The organism is Kribbella sp. NPDC004138, assembly GCF_053603655.1.
This window is the reverse complement of the sequence record NZ_JBSGFZ010000007.1, coordinates 139541-159735: the sequence shown is the minus strand read 5'-3', so window position 1 is coordinate 159735 and position 20195 is coordinate 139541. Positions and strand designations below refer to the sequence as shown.

Here is a 20195-nt window from a genome sequence, read left to right as displayed (position 1 = left end):
TGATGGCAGACCTACAGGTCGCTCCCTGGACCCTGGTGATCCCGGTGAAGCGTACGGCGATCGCAAAGAGCCGGCTCGCTCCGGCCTACCCTCAGCACCGTCCCGAGCTGGCCCGTGCCTTCGCCGTCGACACTACTGCGGCCGCCCTGGCCTCTCCCCTGGTGCACATGGTGCTGGTGGTCACCGACGACCCGCTGGTGGCCGCGGACGTCACCGCCGCCGGAGCGCGCGTGGTCCCGGACCTGCCCGCCGCCGGTCTGAACGAAGCCTTGCTGCATGGAGCAACTGTGGCCGCTACCGAGTTCGCAGGCAACGGCGTCGTGGCGCTGTCGGCCGACCTGCCCGCGTTGCGCCCGGCCGAGCTGACCGCCGCGCTCGCCGCGTGTACGGCGCCGCGCTCGTTCGTGGTGGACCTGCCCGGCACCGGGACGACGCTGCTCGCCGCCGCGCCCGGTGTGGCGCTGGATCCCCGCTTCGGCGTCGGATCCGCCCTGGCCCACCAGGCGTCCGGCGCGGTCCCGATCGAGCTGACCGCGATCGAGTCGGTACGCCGCGACGTCGACACCGCGGCCGATCTCGCGCACGCCGTACAGCTCGGCGTCGGCCCGGCGACCGCGGACGTGATGTCGCTGGTTCTCGGTGCCGCGACCGGGACCGAAGGTCTAGCCTGCTGACATGCAAGCGACAGTGAGCGCGTACGACGGCGACACGTTCTCCGGCACCGTGCTGACGGACACCGGGATCGAGCTCCCGTTCACCGTGCACGCCATCTCCGACACCCCGGTCCTGCATCTGCGGGTGGGCCAGCGGGTGCGGATCGAGACCACCGGGTCGGGTGCGGCAACGACCGTGACGAAAGTGGAGTTCGCCACCCGCCTCTGACGGCTTACGTCCGAAGATGTCGCGAGACGTGTTGCCACTTCTTCGGACGTAAGCGGGTGCAGACACGGCGAAGGCCGGTCGCCCCTGGTACGGGGTGACCGGCCTTCGCACTTTGTGCGGTCTGCCGCAGTGCGTGAAGATCAGCGAGCGGTGCGCTTCGCCGCGGTCTTCTTGGCGGGGGCCTTCTTGGCCGGCGCCTTCTTCGCAACGGTCTTGGCCGGGGCCTTCTTGGCGACCGTCTTGGCCGGGGCCTTCTTGGCAACGGTCTTCGCCGGAGCCTTCTTGGCGACCGTCTTGGCCGGGGCCTTCTTCGCGACCGTCTTCTTCGCAGCGGCGGTCTTCGTGGCAGCGGCCTTCACCGGGGCGGCCTTCTTCGCCGGGGCAGCCGCCTTGGTGGCGGTCGCGGCCGGCTTCGGGACGACCAGCTTCGGCAGCTTCTTCGCACCGGAGACGACGGCCTTCAGCTCCGCACCCGCGCGGAACTTCGGCACCGTGGTCTTCTTCGCGCGCTTGGTCTCACCGGTCCGCGGGTTGCGCACGATGCGCGCGCCACGCTCGATGGCCTCGAAGGCACCGAATCCGGTGATGGCGACCTTGCCACCCTTCTTGGTCAGCTCACGCTGGACGGTGTCGATCACCGACTCCAATGCGTGCTGGGCCTGGCGGCGGTTTCCGTCGAAGTGCACTGCGAGCGCTTCGACCAACTGGCTCTTGTTCACTGCTTCCCTCCGTGAACACTAGGCGTCGAGCACAGCGCTCGATCTCACAGGAACGTTATGGACTCAAACCGCCATGCACAAACACCAACGCGGCAAATTTGCCTTGTTTTAGGCGATTCGGGCCACAATTTCGCCCGATACGGGTCCCAGCAGGGGTTTCAGAGCCACCCGCGGCGCTTGAAGATCTGGTGCAGACCTCCACACACCAAGGCCATCAGGCCGATCGCGAAGGGGTATCCGTACTGCCAATGCAGCTCCGGCATCTTGTCGAAGTTCATCCCGTAGACGGTGCCGATCAGGGTCGGGGCGAACAGGATCGCCGCCCAGGCAGAGATCCGCTTCACCTCTTCGTTCTGCTCGCTGCTGGCGATCGCGAGGCTCTTCATCTCCTCGTTCTGCTGCTGCGCGACCAGCGTCGCGTTCACCGTCAGGATGTCGCGGAGCAGCTCGCGGAAACCGTCGACCTTCTCCACCACCTCGGTGACGTGGTCGGCCACGTCCCGCAGTGAACGTTGCAGTTCCTCGTCCACGCCGTACTTCTGGAAACCGCCGCGCAACTGCTCGAGCATCCCGACCAGCGGCCGGGTCGCGCGCTGGAACTCGATCACCTCACGGGACAGTTCGTAGATCCGCCGCGACACCTTCGGATCGCCGCGGAACACCTCGGTCTCGATCTCGTCGATGTCGTTCTCCAGACCGGCGACCACCGGCGCGTACCCGTCGACGACCTTGTCCATGATCGCGTACAGCACAGCCTCGGCGCCGCGGCCGAGAAGGTCGGGATCGCGCTCCACCCGGCGCCGTACCGCTGCCAGGTTGGGCGCTTCGGCGTGCCGGACCGTCACCACGAAGTCCGGGCCGACGAAGACGTGCACCTCACCGAACTCGACCTCCTCGGTCGCGTCCCGGTACCGCGCGGCCTTCAGCACGACGAACAGCGTCTCGCCGTACCGCTCCAGCTTGGGCCGCTGATGCGCCTCGTTGGCGTCCTCGATCGCGAGCTCGTGCAGGTCGAACTCCTGCGCCAGCGAGGCGAGCTCGCGGCTGTCCGGCCGGTACAACCCGATCCACGCCAGGCTCTGCGGCGACGTGTGCAGGGCCGTGTAGGTGTCCGCGAGCGACTGCGGGGACGCGATTCGGTTGCCGCCGCAGTAGATCGCGCTGTCGACGACGCTGTGTCCCTTGGGCTTCTGCGGATCGCGGTGCTGCTTGTCGGCCGGCTCGATCGCGGGCGCGGCGGCTGCGGCGTGCTTGCGGGCGGCGGCGCGCAGTGACGGAGTACGGCTGAACGCACGGAACGTGCGCAGGCGCAGGTCGGACATGAGTCCTCCAGGAGCGATGTGGTGCGGGTGAGTGATCAGCACACGTCTGCCCGACCCTGCTACTACTAGAGGAAAAGACCCCCCACAGGCCGAGCGAGACCGGTATGTCTGGAGGGGTCACTGCTGTTGGTCATCAGCGCCTCACCTCCTTGGTCTCGCACACCTGGTTCTTCCAACCCCTGAAGGGTAACACCAGAGTTATCGCCCCCGGCCATTCAAACGTTACGGGGGCGATAACTCCGCAGGAGCTTCAGGCCTTGGCCGGAAGGGTTGCCGGCTTGAAGGACGGACGGGTCGCTTCGTAGGCAGCGATGTCGGCCTCGTGGGACAAAGTGATGCCGACGTCGTCCAGACCGTTCAGCAGCCGGTAGCGCGTGTAGTCGTCGATCTCGAAGGGCGCCGAGACGTCACCGGCCGAAATCGTCTTGTTCTCCAGGTCGACCGTCACCTTGGTGCCCGGGTCGGCCTCGATCGTGGTCCACAGCTGCTCCACGACCTCCTGCGTCACCAGGGCCGCCAGCAGACCGGCCTTGCCCGAGTTGCCGCGGAAGATGTCGCCGAAGCGCGACGACACGACCACGCGGAACCCATAGTCGAGCAGGGCCCAGACCGCGTGCTCCCGCGAGGATCCGGTGCCGAAGTCCGGTCCCGCCACGAGCACCGAGACGCCGTCGTACTCGGGCTGGTTGAGGACGAACGACGGATCGTTGCGCCAGGCCGCGAACAGCCCGTCCTCGAAGCCGGTCCGGGTGACCCGCTTCAGGTACACGGCCGGGATGATCTGGTCGGTGTCGACGTTGCTGCGGCGCAGCGGGGCCGCCGTACCGATGTGCTGGGTGAAGGCATCCATGATTCCGTTGCTCCTCAGGCGTTCGCGGGTACGGCGACGGGCGGCAGGTCGGCCGGAGCGGCCAGCGTTCCGGTGACGGCGGTCGCGGCGGCGACCAGCGGCGACACCAGGTGGGTGCGACCGCCCTTGCCCTGACGGCCTTCGAAGTTGCGGTTGGACGTCGAAGCGCTGCGCTCGCCCGGGGCCAGCTGGTCCGGGTTCATCCCCAGGCACATCGAGCATCCGGCCCCACGCCATTCGGCGCCGGCGTCCTTGAAGATCGTGTCCAGGCCCTCGGCCTCGGCCTGCAGGCGGACCCGCCCGGAGCCCGGGACCACCAGCATCCGGGTGCCCTCGGCAACCTTCCGCCCGGCCAGCACCCCGGCCGCGGCCCGCAGGTCCTCGATCCGGCCGTTGGTGCAGGACCCCAGGAACACCGTGTCCACGTGGATGTCGCGCAGCGGCGTACCGGCGGTCAGGCCCATGTACTCCAGGGCGCGCTCGGCGGCGACCCGGTCGTTCTCATTGTCGAAGTCGTCCGGCGACGGCACCGTGGCCGCCAGCGGCACGCCCTGGCCCGGGTTCGTGCCCCAGGTGACGAACGGTGTGATCTCCTCGGCCTTCAGCACGACCTCGCGGTCGAAGGACGCGTCCTCGTCGGTGGCCAGGCTCTTCCAGTACTCGACGGCCGCCTCCCAGTCGAGGCCCTGCGGTGCGTGCGGCTTGTCCTTCAGGTACTCGAAGGTGGTCTCGTCCGGCGCGATCATGCCGGCCTTGGCGCCCCACTCGATCGACATGTTGCAGATCGTCATCCGGGCCTCCATGCTCAGCGCCCGGATCGCCTCGCCGCGGTACTCGACGATGTAGCCCTGGCCGCCGCCGGTGCCGACCTTCGCGATCAGCGACAGCACCAGGTCCTTGGCCGAGACGCCCTCGGGCAGCACGCCGTCGACGGTGACCGCTATGGTCTTCGGCCGGGCCTGCATCAGCGTCTGGGTGGCCAGCACGTGCTCGACCTCGCTGGTACCGATGCCGAAGGCAATCGCGCCGAACGCGCCGTGCGTCGACGTGTGGCTGTCACCGCAGACCACGGTCATCCCGGGCTGGGTCAGGCCGAGCTGCGGGCCGATCACGTGCACGACACCCTGGTCCGGGTCGCCGAGCGTGTGGATCCGGATGCCGAACTCCTCGGCGTTCTTGCGCAGCGTGTCCACCTGCGTCCGCGACACCGGGTCGGCGATCGGCTTGTCGACGTCGAACGTCGGGACGTTGTGGTCCTCGGTCGCGATCGTCAGATCCGGCCGCCGGACCGGGCGGTTCGCCAGCCGCAGTCCGTCGAAGGCCTGCGGGCTCGTGACCTCGTGGACCAGATGAAGGTCGATGTAGAGGAGGTCGGGTTCTCCGTCGGCATGGCGCACCACGTGCGCATCCCAGACCTTTTCCGACAACGTCCTACCCATCAGACTCTCCCTTGAGAATGTTTGTGTGGTCGAGGGTGCTTTCGCTCACAGTGCTCTCGATTGGGCTGCCGAAGCGACTTGCGTTCCACGATTCGAGACGGCAATATCGTCTCATGGACAACTCTAGCGGAGTCGGTGTGCTCGACAAAGCAGCCCTCGTGCTGTCCGCCCTCGAATCCGGGCCGGCGACCCTGGCCGGACTCGTGGCGGCCACGGGTCTGGCACGTCCGACGGCTCACCGCCTGGCGGTCGCTCTCGAGCACCACCGGCTGGTCGGCCGCGACATGCAGGGACGCTTCGTGCTCGGCCCGCGACTCAGCGAGTTGGCCTCCGCGGCCGGCGAGGACCGACTGCTGGCGACCGCCGGCCCGGTGCTGGCACGGCTGCGGGACATCACCGGCGAGTCGGCGCAGTTGTTCCGCCGCCAGGGTGAGTACCGGGTGTGCGTCGCCGCCGCTGAGCGTCCGTCCGGCTTGCGCGACACCGTCCCGGTGGGCAGCCAACTCACGATGGCGGCGGGTTCGGCCGCTCAGATACTGCTCGCGTGGGAGGACCCGGAGCGGATGCACCGCGGCCTGCACAACGCGTCGTTCAACGCGGCCGCCCTGGCCGGCGTACGGCGTCGAGGCTGGGCGCACTCCGTTGGCGAGCGCGAGCAGGGCGTCGCGTCGGTGTCCGCCCCGGTCCGCTCCCCCAGCGGCAAGGTGATCGCGGCCGTGTCGGTCTCCGGCCCGATCGAGCGCCTCTCCCGCCAGCCCGGCCGCATGCACGCCCCCGCCGTGATGGCCGCCGCCGAGCGCCTGTCCGAAGCCCTCCGCCGCGCCTCGGAGTAACTGCCCGGATAGACATCTCCGGTACTGCGGGGAGCAGACCGATCTACGCCAGTTGGGCGGTGTGGACGCCCCGCCGGCGCTCCTACAGTCCGAAGATGGAGCGCATCTCTCGTCGTCCCGCCGCCCTGCTGGCTGCGATCGCCCTGGCGATCGCCGGCGTCACGCTGCCCAGCATGCCTGTTCATGCGGCCGGGGCGGTGATCAGGGTTCCGGCCGACCAGCCGACGGTCCAGGCCGCGGTGTCGGCGGCCTCGAGCGGCGACACGATCCTGATCGCACCCGGCACCTACACGGGCGGTGTGTGGGTCCAGGACAAGGTGCTCACGTTCGCTTCCTGGTACCAGACCACAGGTGATCCGGCGTACATCGACCAGACAGTCCTGAGCGGGTACGTCGCGAACGCCTGCGGTGGAGCGTCCGGATGCGCGGGCAACGCCGTACTGGAGTTCGGGTCGCGCTCCGCCGGCAGCGTGGTGAACGGGCTGACGATCGCGAACGGGGTCGACGGTGTCCGCGGCAACGCGCGGGTGACCGTCACCCACAGCCGCCTGACGGCGAACGGCGACGGTGCGGACTTCGGCAACGACTCGACCGCGCTCTTCGACCACGACGTCTTCGTCGCCAACACCGACGACGGGATCGACATCAACGGCCGGGTGGCGATGACCCTGCTGGACAGCACGATCCAGGAGAACCAGGGCGACGGCATCGAGTTCCGGATGTACCCGTACGTCGGCCCGGCGCTCGACGTGGTGATCCGGCGGAATCGGTTCGTCCGCAACGACTCCGACGGGATCCAACTGATCGACTCCGACGGCGCCTCGAGCCGGACCGTCACTGTCGACCGCAACACCTTCGACCACAACGGCGCGGCCTCGATCGGCTGCCTGCCGAACCAGCAGACCAACGAGGACTTCAGCGGGGCCCCGCTGGCCGAGCGGGTGTACGTCACCAACAACACCTTCTCGATCGAGAACTACGGCGTGGTCGGCGGCGCGAACAGCATTGTTCTCAACAACATCTTCGCGGGGACGAGGGCGACCGCACTCCGGCGGGTCACCGGCGCGTCGGCCGTGGCCTACAACCTCTTCTGGCACAACACGGCCGACTACGAGGAAGGGATCCCTCCGACCTCGTCGGTGTTCGCCGATCCCCTGCTGTACGAGGACTTCCGGCTCTGGCCCGGGAGCCCGGCGATCGACGCCGGAACGTCGTCGTACACCTGGAACGGCGAGCAGGTGCTGAGCATCCCGGCAAGTGACTACGTGGGGGCGGCGCCGGACCTCGGGTACTGGGAGTACGCCGGCGCGCCCTCGAACCGGGCGCCCGGGGTGAGTGCGGGACCTGATCTGTCGGTGGTACTTCCGGCCGCGGCGACACTGGACGGGACTGTCAACGACGACGGCCTGCCGAGCGGCGTTCTGACATCGCGGTGGAGCATGGTGAGCGGTCCCGGGACGGTGACGTTCGCCGATCCGGCTGCGGTGGACACCACGGCGACGTTCAGTACGGCGGGCACCTACGTGGTGGAACTGACGGCCGACGACGGTGACCTGTCCGCCTCGGACACCGCGCAGATCGTGGTGGCGCCGACGCCGCCGCCAGGATCGTCGGTCCTCGATCGGCGGATCGCCGCGAGTACCGACGACGTCGAGGAATCCGCGACCGGCAGCTACGCCGCGACCAGCAGCGATCTCGAGCTCGTCTACGACGGCTCGAACCAGAAAGTGGGTCTGCGGTTCCCGAACCTGACGGTGCCCGCGGGTGCCACGATCGCCAAGGCCTACCTGCAGTTCGAGGCCGACGAGACCCAGAGCGAGGCGACCAACCTGACGATCCGCGCCCAGGCGATCGACAACGCCCCGGCCTTCACCTCCACCACCAAGCCGTCGACCCGAACTCTCGGCGCCGCGGCGGCCTCCTGGGCACCGGCAGCCTGGACCCTGGTGGGTGAGGTCGGCGCGAACCAGCGCACACCAGACCTGAGCGCAGTGGTGCAGGGAGTCGTCAGCAGGCCGGGCTGGACCGCCGGCAACGCACTCGCCTTCGTCATCACCGGTACGGGTCACCGCACTGCCCGCGCCTACGACGGCAAACCCGCCGGGGCACCACTGCTCCACGTGGAGTACACAACCGGTACGCCGCCGCCGAACCGCGCGCCGGTCGTCGATGCGGGCCTGGACCAGACCATCACCCTGCCGAGCACGGCGTCCCTGGACGGAACCGCGACCGACGACGGCCCGATCACCACGCAGTGGAGCCAAGTCAGCGGCCCGGGATCCGTCAGCTTCGCGAACGCCGCGGCAGTGGACACAACCGCCACCTTCGGCACAGCCGGAACCTATGTGCTCCAGCTGTCCGCGTCCGATGGTCAGCTGACTACCTCGGACACGGTACAGGTCGTCGTACAACCAGCGCCGGCTCCAGGGTCGGCCACGCTCGAGACCCGGATCGCGGCCGGCGCCGACGACGTCGAAGAGTCCGCCACCGGCAGCTACTACGCGACCAGCTCCGATCTCGAGCTCGTGTACGACGGCTCCAACCAGAAGGTCGGCCTCCGCTTCCCGGGCCTCACGATCCCGGCCGGCGCCACGGTCACCAAGGCCTACGTCCAGTTCGAGGCCGACGAGGTCCAGAGCGAGGCAACGAGCCTGACCGTCCGCGCCCAGTCCGCCGACAACGCCGCCGCCTTCACGTCGTCGACCAAGCCGTCGACCCGAACCCTGGGTACGGCCGCGGCCACCTGGACTCCGGCGGCCTGGACGCTCGTCGGCGAGGCCGGAGCGAACCAGCGCACCCCGGATCTCAGCTCGGTGCTCCGAGAGGTCGTCGGCAGACCAGGCTGGGCCAGCGGCAATGCCCTGGCGCTCGTCGTCACCGGCACCGGGCACCGCACCGCCCGCGCCTACGACGGGAAGCCCGCGGGGGCGGCCCTGCTCCACGTCGAATACACCACCGGCTAGCCGCGCGTCGGCACCGGCCAGAGTTGGCCGGTGCCGCTGTCGACAAGGGCGGCACGGTCCGCGGTCGCCTCGAGGGGCAGTACGTCGTACACGGCCGCGGCCAGCACCGGCAACGCGACCAACGGGACCCGTGGTGCCAGAGTGCAGTGCGGCACCCATCTACCTGGCCTGTAGTGCCGATGGAGATCAGCGCCCGTATCGACAACCGCTGACACCACTTCACTCTGGAGCTGCAGCGCCTCGACGCCCACGGCCGGCACCAACCAGGCCCGGCCGCGCCTGAACGTGCCCAGCGCATCGAAGAACAGTTCGACCGTCTGATCGCTCAGCAACGGCTGCACGGCCTTCATGACCTTGTCGTGGTCCCACTCGCGCAGCACTGCGAGCGACAGGTGCGGCACGTGGTGGCCGTGGGTGTGCGTCTCCAGCGTCGGCACGCCGAGCTCCTCCAGCCGGCCCCAGAGGGACCGGAGGAGCCGATCGGTGCGGCGGTCGAAGAGCAGGCAGACAGCCAGGGCCACACACCCACAGTAGGCCGGTCATTGCCGAGAGGTGCATCGCCGGATCACCATGAAGGGACGAACCCCACAAGGAGGTCCACATGGAGCGGGACTGGCTGACACTCGGGTGGAAGATGTTGCTGGTGCGCGGTGCGGTCGGCATCGTGTTCGGGATTCTCGCGATCGTGTGGCCGATCCACACGGCGATCGCACTGGTTCTGCTCTGGGGATTCTGGGCCCTCGTGGACGGGATCGGGTCGATCGTCCAGGCCTTCCAGCGGGAGTCCAGGGGCAGCCGCCTGTGGCTGATCACGCTCGGCGTGATCGCCCTGCTCGCGGCGTTCTTCGCGATCACCAGTCCCGGTATGACCGCCAAGGCGCTGACCTGGATCCTCGGGATCTGGCTGATCATCCGCGGCATCTTCGAGCTCGCGGGCGCGTTCAGCAGTCAGCAGGTGATGCCGCGCTGGCTGCTGGTCGTCAGCGGTCTGCTGTCGCTGTTCATCGGCATCCTCTTCGCCGCCAACCCCGGCGCGGGCGCGGTCGGCATCGCCGTACTGCTGGGCGTCACGGCCCTCGTCTGGGGCGTCGTACTGATCGCCGTCGGGTTGTCGGTGCGGCGGGCCCACTCAGGCCCGGCCCACTCCAGCCCGGCCCCTGCCTAGGTCCTGCACGGTCAGGGGGTGCCGCCGTACGGCACGGTGATGATCTCGAGGTTGTGCCCGTCGGGATCGTTCCAGTAGAGACCGCGTCCACCGTCGTTGGTGTTGATCTCACCCTCGCGCCGGTGGAACGGGTCGGCCCAGTAGGTGAGGCCGCGCTCGACGATCCGGGCGTGGATCTGGTCGAACTCCTGCTCGGTCACCAGGAAGGCGTAGTGCTGCGAGTGCGGCTGTCCATGGGCATCGGCGAAGTCCAGCGACGTACCGTTCCCGAGCTGCACCACGGCGAACGGTCCGTAGCTACTCGGCTCCGGGAGACCCAGGATGCCGGCCAGGAAGCGCGCGGACGCCAACTTGTCGCTGGAATTCACGATCGTGTGATTGAACTCGACAGCCATCCGTTCAGGCTACCCGGATTCGGTGCAACCGCAGGAGGTGCTCGGGACCAGTTCGTAGTCGAGGACGTGGCGGGCGGCGGGTGGGTCGGTGCGATCGAGCAACAGTTCGACAGCCCGCCGCGCGGTCTCCTCGATCGGCTGACGCACGCTGGCCAGCGGCGGGATCGTCACCGTGCACTCGTTGGTGCCGTCGAAGCCCATCACCGCCACGTCCTCCGGCACCCGCAGCCCCGCCTCCCAGGCCGCGAACAGGACGCCGAACGCCTGCTCGTCCGTCGAGCAGTAGATCGCCCGCGGCGGCCGCTTCTGCGCGAACCACGGCCGTACGGCGTCCCGCGCGGCGAATCGCGAGACGGGCGCGGCGACGTACCGCGCGGAGGCCCGCGGATGCGCCGTCAGTGCGCGCTCGATGCCGCGGCGGTGTTCCGCCGTACCGGGTGATTCCTCGGGGCCGGTGACGACGCCGAGGGTCCGGTAGCCGTGCGACAGCAGGTGAGTCGCCGACGCCTCCGCACCAGCGACGTAGTCGATCGAGAGCGTGGACACCGTCACCCCGTCGGGCACCGGATGCAGCGCGACCACCGGTACGCCGGCGGCCGCGAACCGCTGGATCGCCGGCTCCACGAGCAACGACACGAGGACAACGCCGTCCACCTTCCGCTCGATGAACGAGCGGCCGGCGCTCAGCGCGCGGGCGAGGATGTTCGGCCGGTAGTCCAGCTCGGCGGCGGCCTCCAGCACGCGCCGGCGGGTCTCCGCTGACACGGGCCCGGGGCCGTTGTTGAAGACATAGCTGTCCACCGCATCGGCGACGTACTCTCAGGTGGTGAGGGTGGGGATTCTCGGGGCGGCTCAGGTCCTGCGGGACGGCGAGCCGGTCGAACTCGGTGGCCGGAAGCAACGCATGCTGCTTTCGGCCCTTGCGCTGTACGGCGGGCAGCCGGTGCCGGTGGACAGCCTGATCGACATGCTCTGGCGGGACAGTCCGCCGCCCAGCGCGTTGCCGACCTTGCAGGTGTACCTCGCCGGCGTGCGCAAGGCGCTGGAACCGGACCGGCCGGCTCGCACCTTGGCGAAGACCGTGGTGACCGTCGCGCCGGGCTATGCCTTGCGGTTGCCCGCGGACTGCCTCGACTCGGTCCGGTTCAGCACGACGGTCGATGCGGCACATCTCCGCCTCGGTCTGACGTCAGGCGTGGTCACGGCGCCGGATCTCGAACCGCTGGAGCTGACCGAGGTCGTCAGTGCGCTCGACGACGCGCTGGCCTTGTGGCGAGGTACGCCGTACTCCGATCTGGACGACGTTCCCGCGGCCGTCGCCGAACGAGGACGACTCGAGGAACTCCGGCTGGTGGCCCTCGAGGACCGCGCGATCGCCCGGTTGACCCTCGGTCAACACGCAACGCTGGCCGCCGAGCTGGAGGCTCTGACCGCCGAGCATCCACTGCGCGAGCGGCTGTGGGCACTGCGTGTCCTGGCGCTCGCAGGCACCGGTCGGCAGGCCGACGCGCTTGATGCGCTGCGCCGGGTTCGGGAGATCCTGGCGGACGAGCTCGGGCTGGACCCGGGTACGACGCTTCGTGAGCTGGAGGTCGCCGTACTCCGCCAGGACCCCGAAATGGTCTGGCGGCCGAAGACCGTGGCAGCTCCTACCGGGCCCGTTGCCGGGTCGCAGTGGCCTTTGGCCGGACGGGTCGCCGAAGTCGCGGCGCTCGAACGGCTGCTGGACGAGGCGACCGCGGCGCCGCAGTTCGCCGTACTGGTCGGAGAGCCGGGCATCGGCAAGACCAGGCTGGCGTCGGAGATCGCGGCCCGGGCGCGTTCGCGCGGATTCGCCGTACTCACCGGGCGGTGTTCGGAGGACGAGGGCGCACCACCGCTGTGGCCGTGGATCCGCATCCTCCGGACCCTCGCGGACGCCGGCCTCCCGGAGCAGGTACGGCGTGACCTCGCCGAGCTGACCGGTTTGCTGGAGTCCGGACTCGTCGGACCGTCGGCGGCAGACGTCGACGCAGCGCGGTTCCGGCTGTGGACGATGACCGCGGACATCCTGGTTGCGGCGTCGCGGACCTGCCCGCTGCTGATCGCCCTCGACGACCTGCACTGGGCAGACCCGTCGTCGCTCAAGTTGCTGAGGCATCTCGCAGACGTGCTCGACACCGGACGACTGCTCGTCGTCGCCACCCGCAGGGCAGCTCCCGAGCTCACCGCCCAGCTCGCGGCCGTTGCCGAGTCCCTCGGTCGGCGGCATGCGCTACGCCTCGATCTGCGCGGATTGACGACCTCCGAGGCGGCCGAACTCGTCGAGGCCGCCACCCGTCACAAGCCCGGCACGGAGGAAGCCGAGGCGCTCCGTGCCCGGACGGACGGGAACCCGTTCTTTCTGGTCGAGTTGCTCCGGGACGGCCGCGGCGACGTGCCGGCCGCAGTCACGGACGTCGTCGCGCGCCGGGTCGCACGGTTGCCACAGGCAACCGGTGAGCTGTTGCGGACAGCCGCTGTGATCGGCCGTGAGTTCGATCTCGCGGTTCTCGCCGCGGCGACCGGCCGTGACGCGGACGAACTCCTCGACGTCCTCGATCCCGCGCTGGCCGCCGGTGTGATCGCCGAGGGCGAGCGGGTGGAGCGGTTCCGCTTCGCCCACGCGCTGGTTCGCGACGTGGTGTACTCCGGCCTGCCCGCGACGCGGCGCGCTCGCCGGCACGCGGCGATCGCCCAGGTGCTCGAGGCGACCGACGCGGCGCCGTCCGAGACAGCACGACACTGGCTGGCCGCAGGGCCGGCCCATGCGGCCCGAGCCTGGCGAGCAGCAGCCGTTGCCGCCGAGCGCGCGATCCGGCTGTACGCCTACGACGAAGCTGCAGCTTTGCTCGCGGCGGCGCTCGACGTACAGCAGACCGACAGCTCCGCAACTCCGCTCGACCGGTACGACCTGTTGATGGCACGCGCCGACGCGTGCCGGTGGTCCGTGGACCGGGCTTCGTTGGACGCCGCCCTGACCGCGGCGGTGCACGAGGCTGAGCAGTTGGGTGACGTCGTACGGATGACACGGGCGGCAGTGGGCGCGACCGAGGGCGCCTTGTGGCAGACGCGACCGTACGGGCAGACGGATCCGTACATCATCAGCACCTTGCGACGGGCCTTGCGAGAGCTGCCGGCCGAGGACAGCGAACTGCGTTGCCGGGCGCTCCTGGTGCTGGCGACCGAGCTGTATCACTCCGACGCACCCGCCTACCGGGAGGCGTTGAGCGAGCAGGGCATGGCGATGGCGCGCAGGCTCGGCGACCGCGCCCTGCTGGTGTGGGCCTGTCAGGCCGCGTTCATCGCCACCTGGCGTCCCGCCACCGCGCCGGACCGGCTGCGGCTGGCCGACGAGGCCGTAGCCGCCGCGGTCGAACTCGCCGATCCGGTCCGCGAAGCGCTGGCCCGCACGATCCGGGTGATCGCGACGTGTGAGCTCGGCCGGGTCGCGGAGATGTGGGACGAGATGCGGCAGGTGCGGTCGATCGCCGGACCGCGGCGGCTGGCGTACGCGCTCGTGGTCGTCAGCGAACTCGAAGCGCCGTGGCTGGCGATGCGGGGACGATTCGACGAAGCGGAGCGGTTGCTCGAGCAGCGGCGCGAGCTGATCGCCGGGGCGTCGTTCCCGCAGCGCGAGGAGTCGCTGGTCTCGGGCCTCGCGGGCATCGAGGTCTGGCGAGGTCGCACCGCGGAGATGGCGCCGGCTTTCGCAGCGCTCGGGTCGCACAGCCCGATCCCGGTCGACCTCACGATCCAATGGCTCCTGGTCCGCGCCGGCCACATCGACGAGGCGCGGGCCCTCGGCAACGGCGAACTGGTGATTCCGGCCAACGACGACTGGTTGTCGATGCATCAGCACTGCGCCGCCGCCGAGGTCGCCTATGCCTACGCACAGCCGGGCCCGGCACGTTCGTTGTACCAGTGGCTGAGCCCGTTCGCCGGTTGGGTCTGCAGTGCGGGGTTCTCCGTCCCGCTCGGTCCTGTGGATGCCTTTCTCGCCCTGACCGCGATGACGACGGGCGATCGGGAGCTCGCGACCAGGCACGCCGACCGGGCGCTGGAGTTGTGTGCGGAATGGGAGATCCCGCTGGCCGCGCGATGGTTCCGGGAGCAGCGGGATCGCGGCGGCTTCTGATTCACACGTAACGGAACGCCAACCGCTCCCGTCGCTCGAACGGCCGTCGCCAGAGCAGCCGCCACAACAGCTCCATCGGCCGGCCGGCCATCGATGCGCGGACCTGACCGAAGTGTTCGGCCGGTAGCCGGTACATGATCCAGGATGCGAGGAACGGCATGTCCCGTGGAGCGTAACCGGGCTTGAAGTGCTCCTGCTCCAGCCGATGCCAGTCGGCGTTGACCAGGTAGCGCTGGACGAGCGCCATCGCGTCGCGTTCCTCGTGGTCGAGGTGTCGCGTCAGGTGTTCCTTGAGGGCGACCATCCGGACCTCCAGCGCGTCCCGGGCATCCGCATCGGCGTACGCCGCCAGCCGCTCGAACCCCGCCGTACACGACGTCAGCAGCGGGTCGATCTCGGCGTGCTCGTTTTCCATCGCTTCGAGCGTGGCCCGGCCGTCGGAGTTCGCCCTGGCCATCAGCAGCGGCCACAGGCCGGCGTCCTCGCCAGTGTGATGCTTGTGCAGGATCTCGCGGAACTTGCCCCACCGCCCGGCGAGTGCCCGCCAGGTGTCGCGATCCTCCAGCGGCGTGCCGATCACGGCTGCCTTGAACGCGGTGAGGTCGCGACGGAACGCGTGGTGCACGACGTACATCGAGGTCACGTCCACCGGGCCGGGCGGCGCGGCCGCCTGTCCGGGCAGCAGCCGCCGCTGATCGACGATCGTCATGATGATTCCTTCCTTTCGAGCCGATGTTCCGACCCTGCGGGCACCCGCTTGGAAAGCACTTGTGGCCGAACCCCAAGCCGATCCCAAGGACCTGGCCGGACACTCGTCACAACCACAAGGGGGAATCATGAACGCACTGTCCACGCAGGCGGTTTCCGTCTGGCCGGCTGCCGTCCTGCCGATCGTCGAGCGAGCCATCACCTGCGAGTACGCGTCGCTGACCCGGTCCGGTGCACCGATCACCTGGCCGCTGACGCCGTATCACGACTCCGCTTCGGCGACCATCGACGTGAGCACCGGCCTCACCTATCCGGCCAAGGCGGAGCGTGCCCGGCACGACCCGCGCGTGGCGCTGCTGTTCTCCGATCCGACCGGTTCGGGGCTGCGTGACGCTCCGGTGGTGCTGGTCCAGGGTCTGGCGACGGTCCGGGACGCTGATCTGCAAGGCAACACGGACCTGTACCTGCGTCGCATTCTGGAGAAGTTGCCGCAGACGGTGGCCGGGCAGCCGTGGTTCGTCGTACGACGGCAGCAGTGGTACTGGAGCCGGCTGTGGATCGAGGTCACGCCGCTGCGGATCCTGTGGTGGCCCGGCGGCCGTCTCGACGCCGAACCGCTGCGATGGGACGCCGCGGCCGGCGTCACCGCGCCGCCGTCCGACCCGGCGCCTGAGGGGGCCGCACCACCGGCGTGGGCCGCGCCGCCGGCCGACTGGCGGCCGGGAGCCGAGCGCGCGATGCGACTCGGCAACCCGGTGCTCACGGTCCGCGATGCCGACGGCTGGCCGCTCCCGATGCGATCGCTGGGAGTCGAGCGGGTCGCGGACGGATTCGTGGTCCAGACCGGTTCATTCGGTGCGTCGACCACCGGCCGTGCCTGTCTGACGTTCCACGAGCACGCGGAGGTCTTCACCGGTCAGCAGAACGCCGCATTCGTCGGCACCGCGACACCTGTCGCGGGTGGCGTCCATGTGCGGGTGGATCGGGCGTTGGCAGACTTCAGCCTTCCGGCCGGCCGCTTCACGCAACTGCGGAGGTTTCTCGCCGGCGGCCGGGCACTGACGCCGAGGCTGGCCCACGAGGCTGCCCGCAGACACCAACCGGTCCCGGTGGTCCGTAAACCGGAATGACGCCCGTAATGACGACAGCCTCCCATCCGTCCGGATGAGAGGCTGTCGATCTCTGGTAGCCCCGACGGGATTCGAACCCGCGCTACCGCCTTGAGAGGGCGGCGTGCTAGGCCGCTACACAACGGGGCCAGAGGTTTGTCGTCCGGGCTTTGCGGCCCGGGCAACGAGGTTGAACTCTACCGATTTTCATCGGTGCGGTCCAATCCGCTGGGGTACTAGGACTCGAACCTAGACTAACTGAACCAGAATCAGACGGGCTGCCAATTACCCCATACCCCAAAGGCATTTCACTAAGTCGAAGAGTTCGTTTCCGCCCTCATCAACCCGGCTCGGAGAGCTTACCCGAGGCAGGGACCGGACAGCAAAACGAGTCCCCTCCGGCGCGTTGTCACTCCCGTCACACCTGTCGCGGACCGCCTACTGACAAGGCGCTCAGCGGCAACTCGGAGCGGGTCTCGAGTTTCAGCCGCCCGCTCATCCACAGCGCGATCGCGCCGAACGCCGCGAACTTCAGCACGTCGATCGTGACCAGCGGCCAGGGCGCGTCCTTGACCCCGAGGCTCGCCCCGACCGTGTCAGTGAACGCGGCGAACACGAACGTCACCACGTTGTTGGCCGCGTGCGACGCGATGCCGGCCTCCAGGCCACCGGTCCGGACAGCGAGCAGGCCGGCGACCAGACCGAAGGCGAGCCGGTCGACGAACAGCGCCGGGCTCTCCCACGGCCAGATCCCGTGCGCGGCGGTGAACAGCAGGCCCGTGACGAGCACGGCCACCACCCAGCTCCGGGCGTACGCCCCGACGGCCTGCAGCAGGTACCCGCGGAAGTAGTACTCCTCCCCCGCGGCCTGGATCGGCGAGGTCAGCAGCGTGACCAGGACGACCGCGATCGCGTCCGGCGCCATCCCGCCGCCGTGGCGTTCGCCGATGGCCAGCGGGACGTCGCCCAGCTGGATGATCGCGAACGAGATCAGCTCGAGCACGACCGCGACGAGCGCGAACCAGGCCAGCGGCCGCCACCGGATCCGGCCGACCACCGACGACAGCAGACCCGGCGTCTGCTTGTTCAGCCCCCGGGCGACGTACACCGACAGCGGGATCAGCGGGATCAGCGTCAGGTTGGTCGCGAGCAGCCCGAACCAGGACAGCGTCCCCGGCGGGTCCTCCCGGATCGCCATCTGCGCGCCCAGGATGACGATGCCCGCGATCAGCCAGCCGACGAGGATCGTGAAGGCGCCGAGCACGACGTACGAGCGCGGGGTCGCGTCGTTCTTCAGCAGCCGCAGGTACGGCGTCAACGCCGTCTTCTCGCTCATGACGCCGTACGGCGGGCGCGCTCGAGGCGGTGCAGGGACTTGTCCCGGCCGAGCAGCTCCAGCGACTCGAACAGCGGCGGCGAGATCCGGCGGCCGGAGATCGCCACCCGGACCGGGCCGAACGCGTTCTTCGGCTTCAGCCCGAGCCCGTCGATCAGCGACGCCCGGAGCGCGGCCTCGATCGCCGCGGTCGTCCAGTCCGTGCCGTCGAGGTCCGACAGCGCCTTCACGGCAGCATCGAGTACGGCGTCGGCGTCGCCGGTCAGCACCTTGGCGGCGGCATCCGGATCGACCGTGAACGCGGCCTCGTCGACGAACAGGAAGCCGAGCATCTCGTCGGACTCCGACAGTGTGTTCATCCGCTCCTGCACCAGCGGTACGGCGGCCTGCAGGACGGCGAGCTGATCCGCGGACGGCTCCGCCGGCAGCGCACCGGCCGCGGCCAGGAACGGGACCATCCGCCGCGCGAACTCGTCCTGCGGGAGCAGCCGCATGTGGGCGGCGTTGATCGCCTCGCACTTCTTCGGGTCGAAGCGGGCCGCGTTCGAGTTCACCTTGCGGATGTCGAACGCCTCGACCATCTCCGCCATCGTGAACACGTCGCGGTCCTCGGCGATCGACCAGCCCAGCAGCGCCAGGTAGTTCAGCAGGCCCTCGGGCAGGAACCCGCGGCCGACGTACTCGGTCAGGCCGGATCCCTTGTCCCGCTTGGACAGCCGCTTGTTGCCCTCGCCCATCACCATCGGCAGGTGGCCGAACCGCGGGATCCGGCCGCTGCCGATGCCGATCTCGGCCAGCGCCTCGTAGAGCGCGATCTGCCGCGGCGTCGACGACAGCAGGTCCTCGCCGCGCAGGATGTGCGTGATCTCCATCAGCGCGTCGTCGACCGGGTTCACCAATGGGTACAGCGGGTAGCCGTTCGCCCGGACCAGGACGTAGTCGCCGAGGTTCTCCGGGAGGAAGGTGATCTCGCCGCGGACCAGATCGTCGAACACGATCGGATGGTCCGGCATCAGCAGCCGCACCACGGGCCGGCGGCCCTCGCCGACGTACGCCTGCACCTGCTCGGGTGTGAGGTCGCGGCAGTGGCCGTCGTACCCGCTGTGCTGGCCGGCCGTGCGGGCCGCCTCGCGGCGCTGGTCGAGCTCCTCCTGCGAGCAGTAGCAGTGGTACGCCTTGCCCGCGGCCATCAGCTTCGCGACGACGTCGGCGTACAGCTCCATCCGCTCGGACTGCAGGTACGGGCCGAACTCGCCGCCGGCCTCGGGGCCTTCGTCCCAGGTCAGGCCGAGCCAGCGCAGCGCGTCGTAGGTGTACCGGTAGCCCTCCTCAGTGTTGCGGGAGGTGTCGGTGTCCTCGATCCGGAGCACCAGTTTGCCGCCGAAGTGCCGGGCGAAGGCCCAGTTGAACAGCGCGCTGCGGATGTTGCCGACGGTCAGCAAACCCGTCGGCGACGGTGGGAACCGGACGCGCACCTCGTGCGGCTCGAGATCGCCCAGCACGGGGTCAGTCACGCACGATCACCCTGTTCGTCAGGGTTCCGATGCCTTCGACGCTGACCGAGACCTCGTCCCCCGGCAGCATCGGGCCGACGCCGGCCGGCGTACCGGTGAGCACCACGTCCCCGGGCAGCAGCGTGGTGAACGAGGTGATGTAGGCCAGCACCTCGGGGATGTCGAAGATGAACTGCGACGTCCGCCCGTCCTGCTTGGGCTCGCCGTTCAGCTCGGTGCTGACCCGCACGTCGGAGGCGTCGAACTCGGTGCTGATCCACGGACCGAGCGGGCAGAACGTGTCGTACCCCTTGGCCCGGGCCCATTGCCCGTCGCTCTTCTGCAGGTCACGCGCGGTCACGTCGTTCGCGATCGTGTAGCCGAAGATCACCTCGTTGACCCGCTCCTTGGGCAGGTCCCGGCAGATCCGGCCGATCACGATCGCCAGCTCGCCCTCGAAGTGCAGGTCGTTGGTCTGCTCCGGGTAGACGATGCCGTCCCGCGGGCCGATCACGCTCGTGTTCGGCTTCAGGAAGATCATCGGCTCCTTCGGCACGTCGTTGCCGAGCTCCGCGGCGTGCGCCGCGTAGTTACGGCCGACGCAGACCACCTTGCTGCGCGGGATCACCGGCGCCAGCAGGCGGACGTCCGCGAGCTGCAGCTTCTCCCCGGTGAACTGCGCCGACCGGTAGAGCGGGTCCGAGTCGAGGACGTTGACAGTGCCGACGAGCCCTTCGGGGTCGTCGGTCTCGACGACGCCGTACCTCGGCTCGTCGTCCACGGAGAATCTGGCGATACGCACGGGCCGAGCCTACCGTCGGGGTG

The 20195-nt window shown here is 69.4% G+C and carries 18 protein-coding genes and 2 tRNA genes; 7 read left to right on the top strand and 13 right to left on the bottom strand.

All coding sequences use genetic code 11. The annotated features are described in order from the left end of the window. The first annotated feature begins 2 nt into the window (after nt 1-2). Nucleotides 3-674, top strand: a complete 672-nt coding sequence (cofC, locus tag ACWEOO_RS11960) for a 2-phospho-L-lactate guanylyltransferase (RefSeq protein WP_452142944.1) — start codon at nt 3-5, stop codon at nt 672-674. Between the two features lies 1 nt (nt 675). Beyond that, nucleotides 676-882 carry a hypothetical protein gene (locus tag ACWEOO_RS11955; RefSeq protein ID WP_452142943.1) on the top strand — a complete coding sequence of 69 codons (207 nt, stop codon included), beginning with the start codon at nt 676-678 and terminating at the stop codon, nt 880-882. Nucleotides 883-1022: 140 nt separating this feature from the next. Here the strand turns inward: ACWEOO_RS11955 and ACWEOO_RS11950 are convergent, their stop codons facing one another. The 4 genes from ACWEOO_RS11950 to leuC form a co-directional block, all read right to left on the bottom strand. After that, nucleotides 1023-1601, bottom strand: a complete 579-nt coding sequence (locus ACWEOO_RS11950) for an HU family DNA-binding protein (RefSeq protein ID WP_359930523.1) — start codon at nt 1599-1601, stop codon at nt 1023-1025. Between the two features lie 158 nt (nt 1602-1759). Then, complete coding sequence (gene corA / locus ACWEOO_RS11945) at nt 1760-2923, bottom strand: magnesium/cobalt transporter CorA (protein WP_359930520.1); 1164 nt, start codon at nt 2921-2923, stop codon at nt 1760-1762. Nucleotides 2924-3173: 250 nt separating this feature from the next. Beyond that, nucleotides 3174-3773 carry a 3-isopropylmalate dehydratase small subunit gene (gene leuD / locus ACWEOO_RS11940; protein ID WP_355699165.1) on the bottom strand — a complete coding sequence of 200 codons (600 nt, stop codon included), beginning with the start codon at nt 3771-3773 and terminating at the stop codon, nt 3174-3176. A gap of 14 nt (nt 3774-3787) precedes the next feature. Continuing rightward, on the bottom strand, nt 3788-5212 hold the full coding sequence (gene leuC, locus ACWEOO_RS11935; protein WP_452142942.1) for a 3-isopropylmalate dehydratase large subunit: 1425 nt from the start codon (nt 5210-5212) through the stop codon (nt 3788-3790). Between the two features lie 113 nt (nt 5213-5325). Between leuC and ACWEOO_RS11930 the strand changes: the two genes are divergently transcribed. Together ACWEOO_RS11930 and ACWEOO_RS11925 are read left to right on the top strand one after the other, a co-directional pair. Continuing rightward, a complete protein-coding gene (locus ACWEOO_RS11930; RefSeq protein WP_130387568.1) occupies nt 5326-6045 on the top strand; it encodes an IclR family transcriptional regulator in 720 nt (239 codons plus the stop codon). Nucleotides 6046-6140: 95 nt separating this feature from the next. Further along, entirely contained in the window at nt 6141-9008 is a 2868-nt protein-coding gene (locus ACWEOO_RS11925) for a PKD domain-containing protein (protein WP_452142941.1), read from the top strand. On the opposite strand, the gene ACWEOO_RS11920 is transcribed toward ACWEOO_RS11925, so the two are convergent. Next, entirely contained in the window at nt 9005-9529 is a 525-nt protein-coding gene (locus ACWEOO_RS11920; RefSeq protein WP_452142940.1) for a 2'-5' RNA ligase family protein, read from the bottom strand. The genes ACWEOO_RS11925 and ACWEOO_RS11920 overlap by 4 nt on opposite strands. Nucleotides 9530-9609: 80 nt before the next feature. On the opposite strand from ACWEOO_RS11920, the gene ACWEOO_RS11915 reads away from it, so the two are divergent. Further along, nucleotides 9610-10173, top strand: coding sequence for an HdeD family acid-resistance protein (locus ACWEOO_RS11915; RefSeq protein ID WP_452142939.1), 564 nt, complete (start codon nt 9610-9612; stop codon nt 10171-10173). Between the two features lie 11 nt (nt 10174-10184). Here the strand turns inward: ACWEOO_RS11915 and ACWEOO_RS11910 are convergent, their stop codons facing one another. Both ACWEOO_RS11910 and ACWEOO_RS11905 read right to left on the bottom strand, forming a co-directional pair. After that, a complete protein-coding gene (locus ACWEOO_RS11910) occupies nt 10185-10568 on the bottom strand; it encodes a VOC family protein (protein ID WP_452142938.1) in 384 nt (127 codons plus the stop codon). Nucleotides 10569-10577: 9 nt separating this feature from the next. Then, entirely contained in the window at nt 10578-11369 is a 792-nt protein-coding gene (locus ACWEOO_RS11905; RefSeq protein ID WP_452142937.1) for a LacI family DNA-binding transcriptional regulator, read from the bottom strand. A 25-nt stretch (nt 11370-11394) separates the two neighbouring features. On the opposite strand from ACWEOO_RS11905, the gene ACWEOO_RS11900 reads away from it, so the two are divergent. Continuing rightward, nucleotides 11395-14724, top strand: coding sequence for a BTAD domain-containing putative transcriptional regulator (locus tag ACWEOO_RS11900; protein ID WP_452142936.1), 3330 nt, complete (start codon nt 11395-11397; stop codon nt 14722-14724). A 1-nt stretch (nt 14725) separates the two neighbouring features. Here the strand turns inward: ACWEOO_RS11900 and ACWEOO_RS11895 are convergent, their stop codons facing one another. Then, the gene (locus ACWEOO_RS11895; RefSeq protein WP_452142935.1) at nt 14726-15433 is read right to left on the bottom strand and encodes a hemerythrin domain-containing protein; all 708 of its coding nucleotides are present in this window, start codon (nt 15431-15433) and stop codon (nt 14726-14728) included. Between the two features lie 127 nt (nt 15434-15560). Between ACWEOO_RS11895 and ACWEOO_RS11890 the strand changes: the two genes are divergently transcribed. Continuing rightward, entirely contained in the window at nt 15561-16562 is a 1002-nt protein-coding gene (locus ACWEOO_RS11890) for a hypothetical protein (RefSeq protein ID WP_452142934.1), read from the top strand. A 53-nt stretch (nt 16563-16615) separates the two neighbouring features. On the opposite strand, the gene ACWEOO_RS11885 is transcribed toward ACWEOO_RS11890, so the two are convergent. The 5 genes from ACWEOO_RS11885 to ACWEOO_RS11865 form a co-directional block, all read right to left on the bottom strand. Beyond that, nucleotides 16616-16691: transfer RNA gene (locus tag ACWEOO_RS11885), tRNA-Glu, on the bottom strand. 78 nt (nt 16692-16769) lie between these two features. Further along, a tRNA-Gln gene (locus ACWEOO_RS11880) sits at nt 16770-16841 on the bottom strand. A gap of 118 nt (nt 16842-16959) precedes the next feature. Then, nucleotides 16960-17877, bottom strand: coding sequence for a CPBP family intramembrane glutamic endopeptidase (locus ACWEOO_RS11875; protein WP_452142933.1), 918 nt, complete (start codon nt 17875-17877; stop codon nt 16960-16962). Next, nucleotides 17874-19391 carry a glutamate--tRNA ligase gene (gene gltX, locus ACWEOO_RS11870; RefSeq protein WP_452142932.1) on the bottom strand — a complete coding sequence of 506 codons (1518 nt, stop codon included), beginning with the start codon at nt 19389-19391 and terminating at the stop codon, nt 17874-17876. The genes ACWEOO_RS11875 and gltX overlap by 4 nt, the downstream gene beginning before the upstream one ends. Then, nucleotides 19384-20172: a fumarylacetoacetate hydrolase family protein gene (locus ACWEOO_RS11865; protein WP_359930477.1), complete on the bottom strand. Its 789-nt coding sequence runs from the start codon at nt 20170-20172 to the stop codon at nt 19384-19386. The genes gltX and ACWEOO_RS11865 overlap by 8 nt, the downstream gene beginning before the upstream one ends. Nucleotides 20173-20195: the final 23 nt, after the last annotated feature.

Excerpts from the sequence above, each read along its gene's own strand:
- leuD (WP_355699165.1), bottom strand. The coding sequence starts at position 3,773 with ATGGATGCCTTCACCCAGCACATCGGTACGGCGGCCCCGCTGCGCCGC.
- ACWEOO_RS11930 (WP_130387568.1), top strand. The coding sequence starts at position 5,326 with ATGGACAACTCTAGCGGAGTCGGTGTGCTCGACAAAGCAGCCCTCGTG.
- ACWEOO_RS11890 (WP_452142934.1), top strand. The coding sequence starts at position 15,561 with ATGAACGCACTGTCCACGCAGGCGGTTTCCGTCTGGCCGGCTGCCGTC.
- leuC (WP_452142942.1), bottom strand. The coding sequence starts at position 5,212 with ATGGGTAGGACGTTGTCGGAAAAGGTCTGGGATGCGCACGTGGTGCGC.
- ACWEOO_RS11915 (WP_452142939.1), top strand. The coding sequence starts at position 9,610 with ATGGAGCGGGACTGGCTGACACTCGGGTGGAAGATGTTGCTGGTGCGC.
- corA (WP_359930520.1), bottom strand. The coding sequence starts at position 2,923 with ATGTCCGACCTGCGCCTGCGCACGTTCCGTGCGTTCAGCCGTACTCCG.
- ACWEOO_RS11895 (WP_452142935.1), bottom strand. The coding sequence starts at position 15,433 with ATGACGATCGTCGATCAGCGGCGGCTGCTGCCCGGACAGGCGGCCGCG.
- ACWEOO_RS11875 (WP_452142933.1), bottom strand. The coding sequence starts at position 17,877 with ATGAGCGAGAAGACGGCGTTGACGCCGTACCTGCGGCTGCTGAAGAAC.
- ACWEOO_RS11925 (WP_452142941.1), top strand. The coding sequence starts at position 6,141 with ATGGAGCGCATCTCTCGTCGTCCCGCCGCCCTGCTGGCTGCGATCGCC.
- ACWEOO_RS11955 (WP_452142943.1), top strand. The coding sequence starts at position 676 with ATGCAAGCGACAGTGAGCGCGTACGACGGCGACACGTTCTCCGGCACC.
- cofC (WP_452142944.1), top strand. The coding sequence starts at position 3 with ATGGCAGACCTACAGGTCGCTCCCTGGACCCTGGTGATCCCGGTGAAG.
- ACWEOO_RS11910 (WP_452142938.1), bottom strand. The coding sequence starts at position 10,568 with ATGGCTGTCGAGTTCAATCACACGATCGTGAATTCCAGCGACAAGTTG.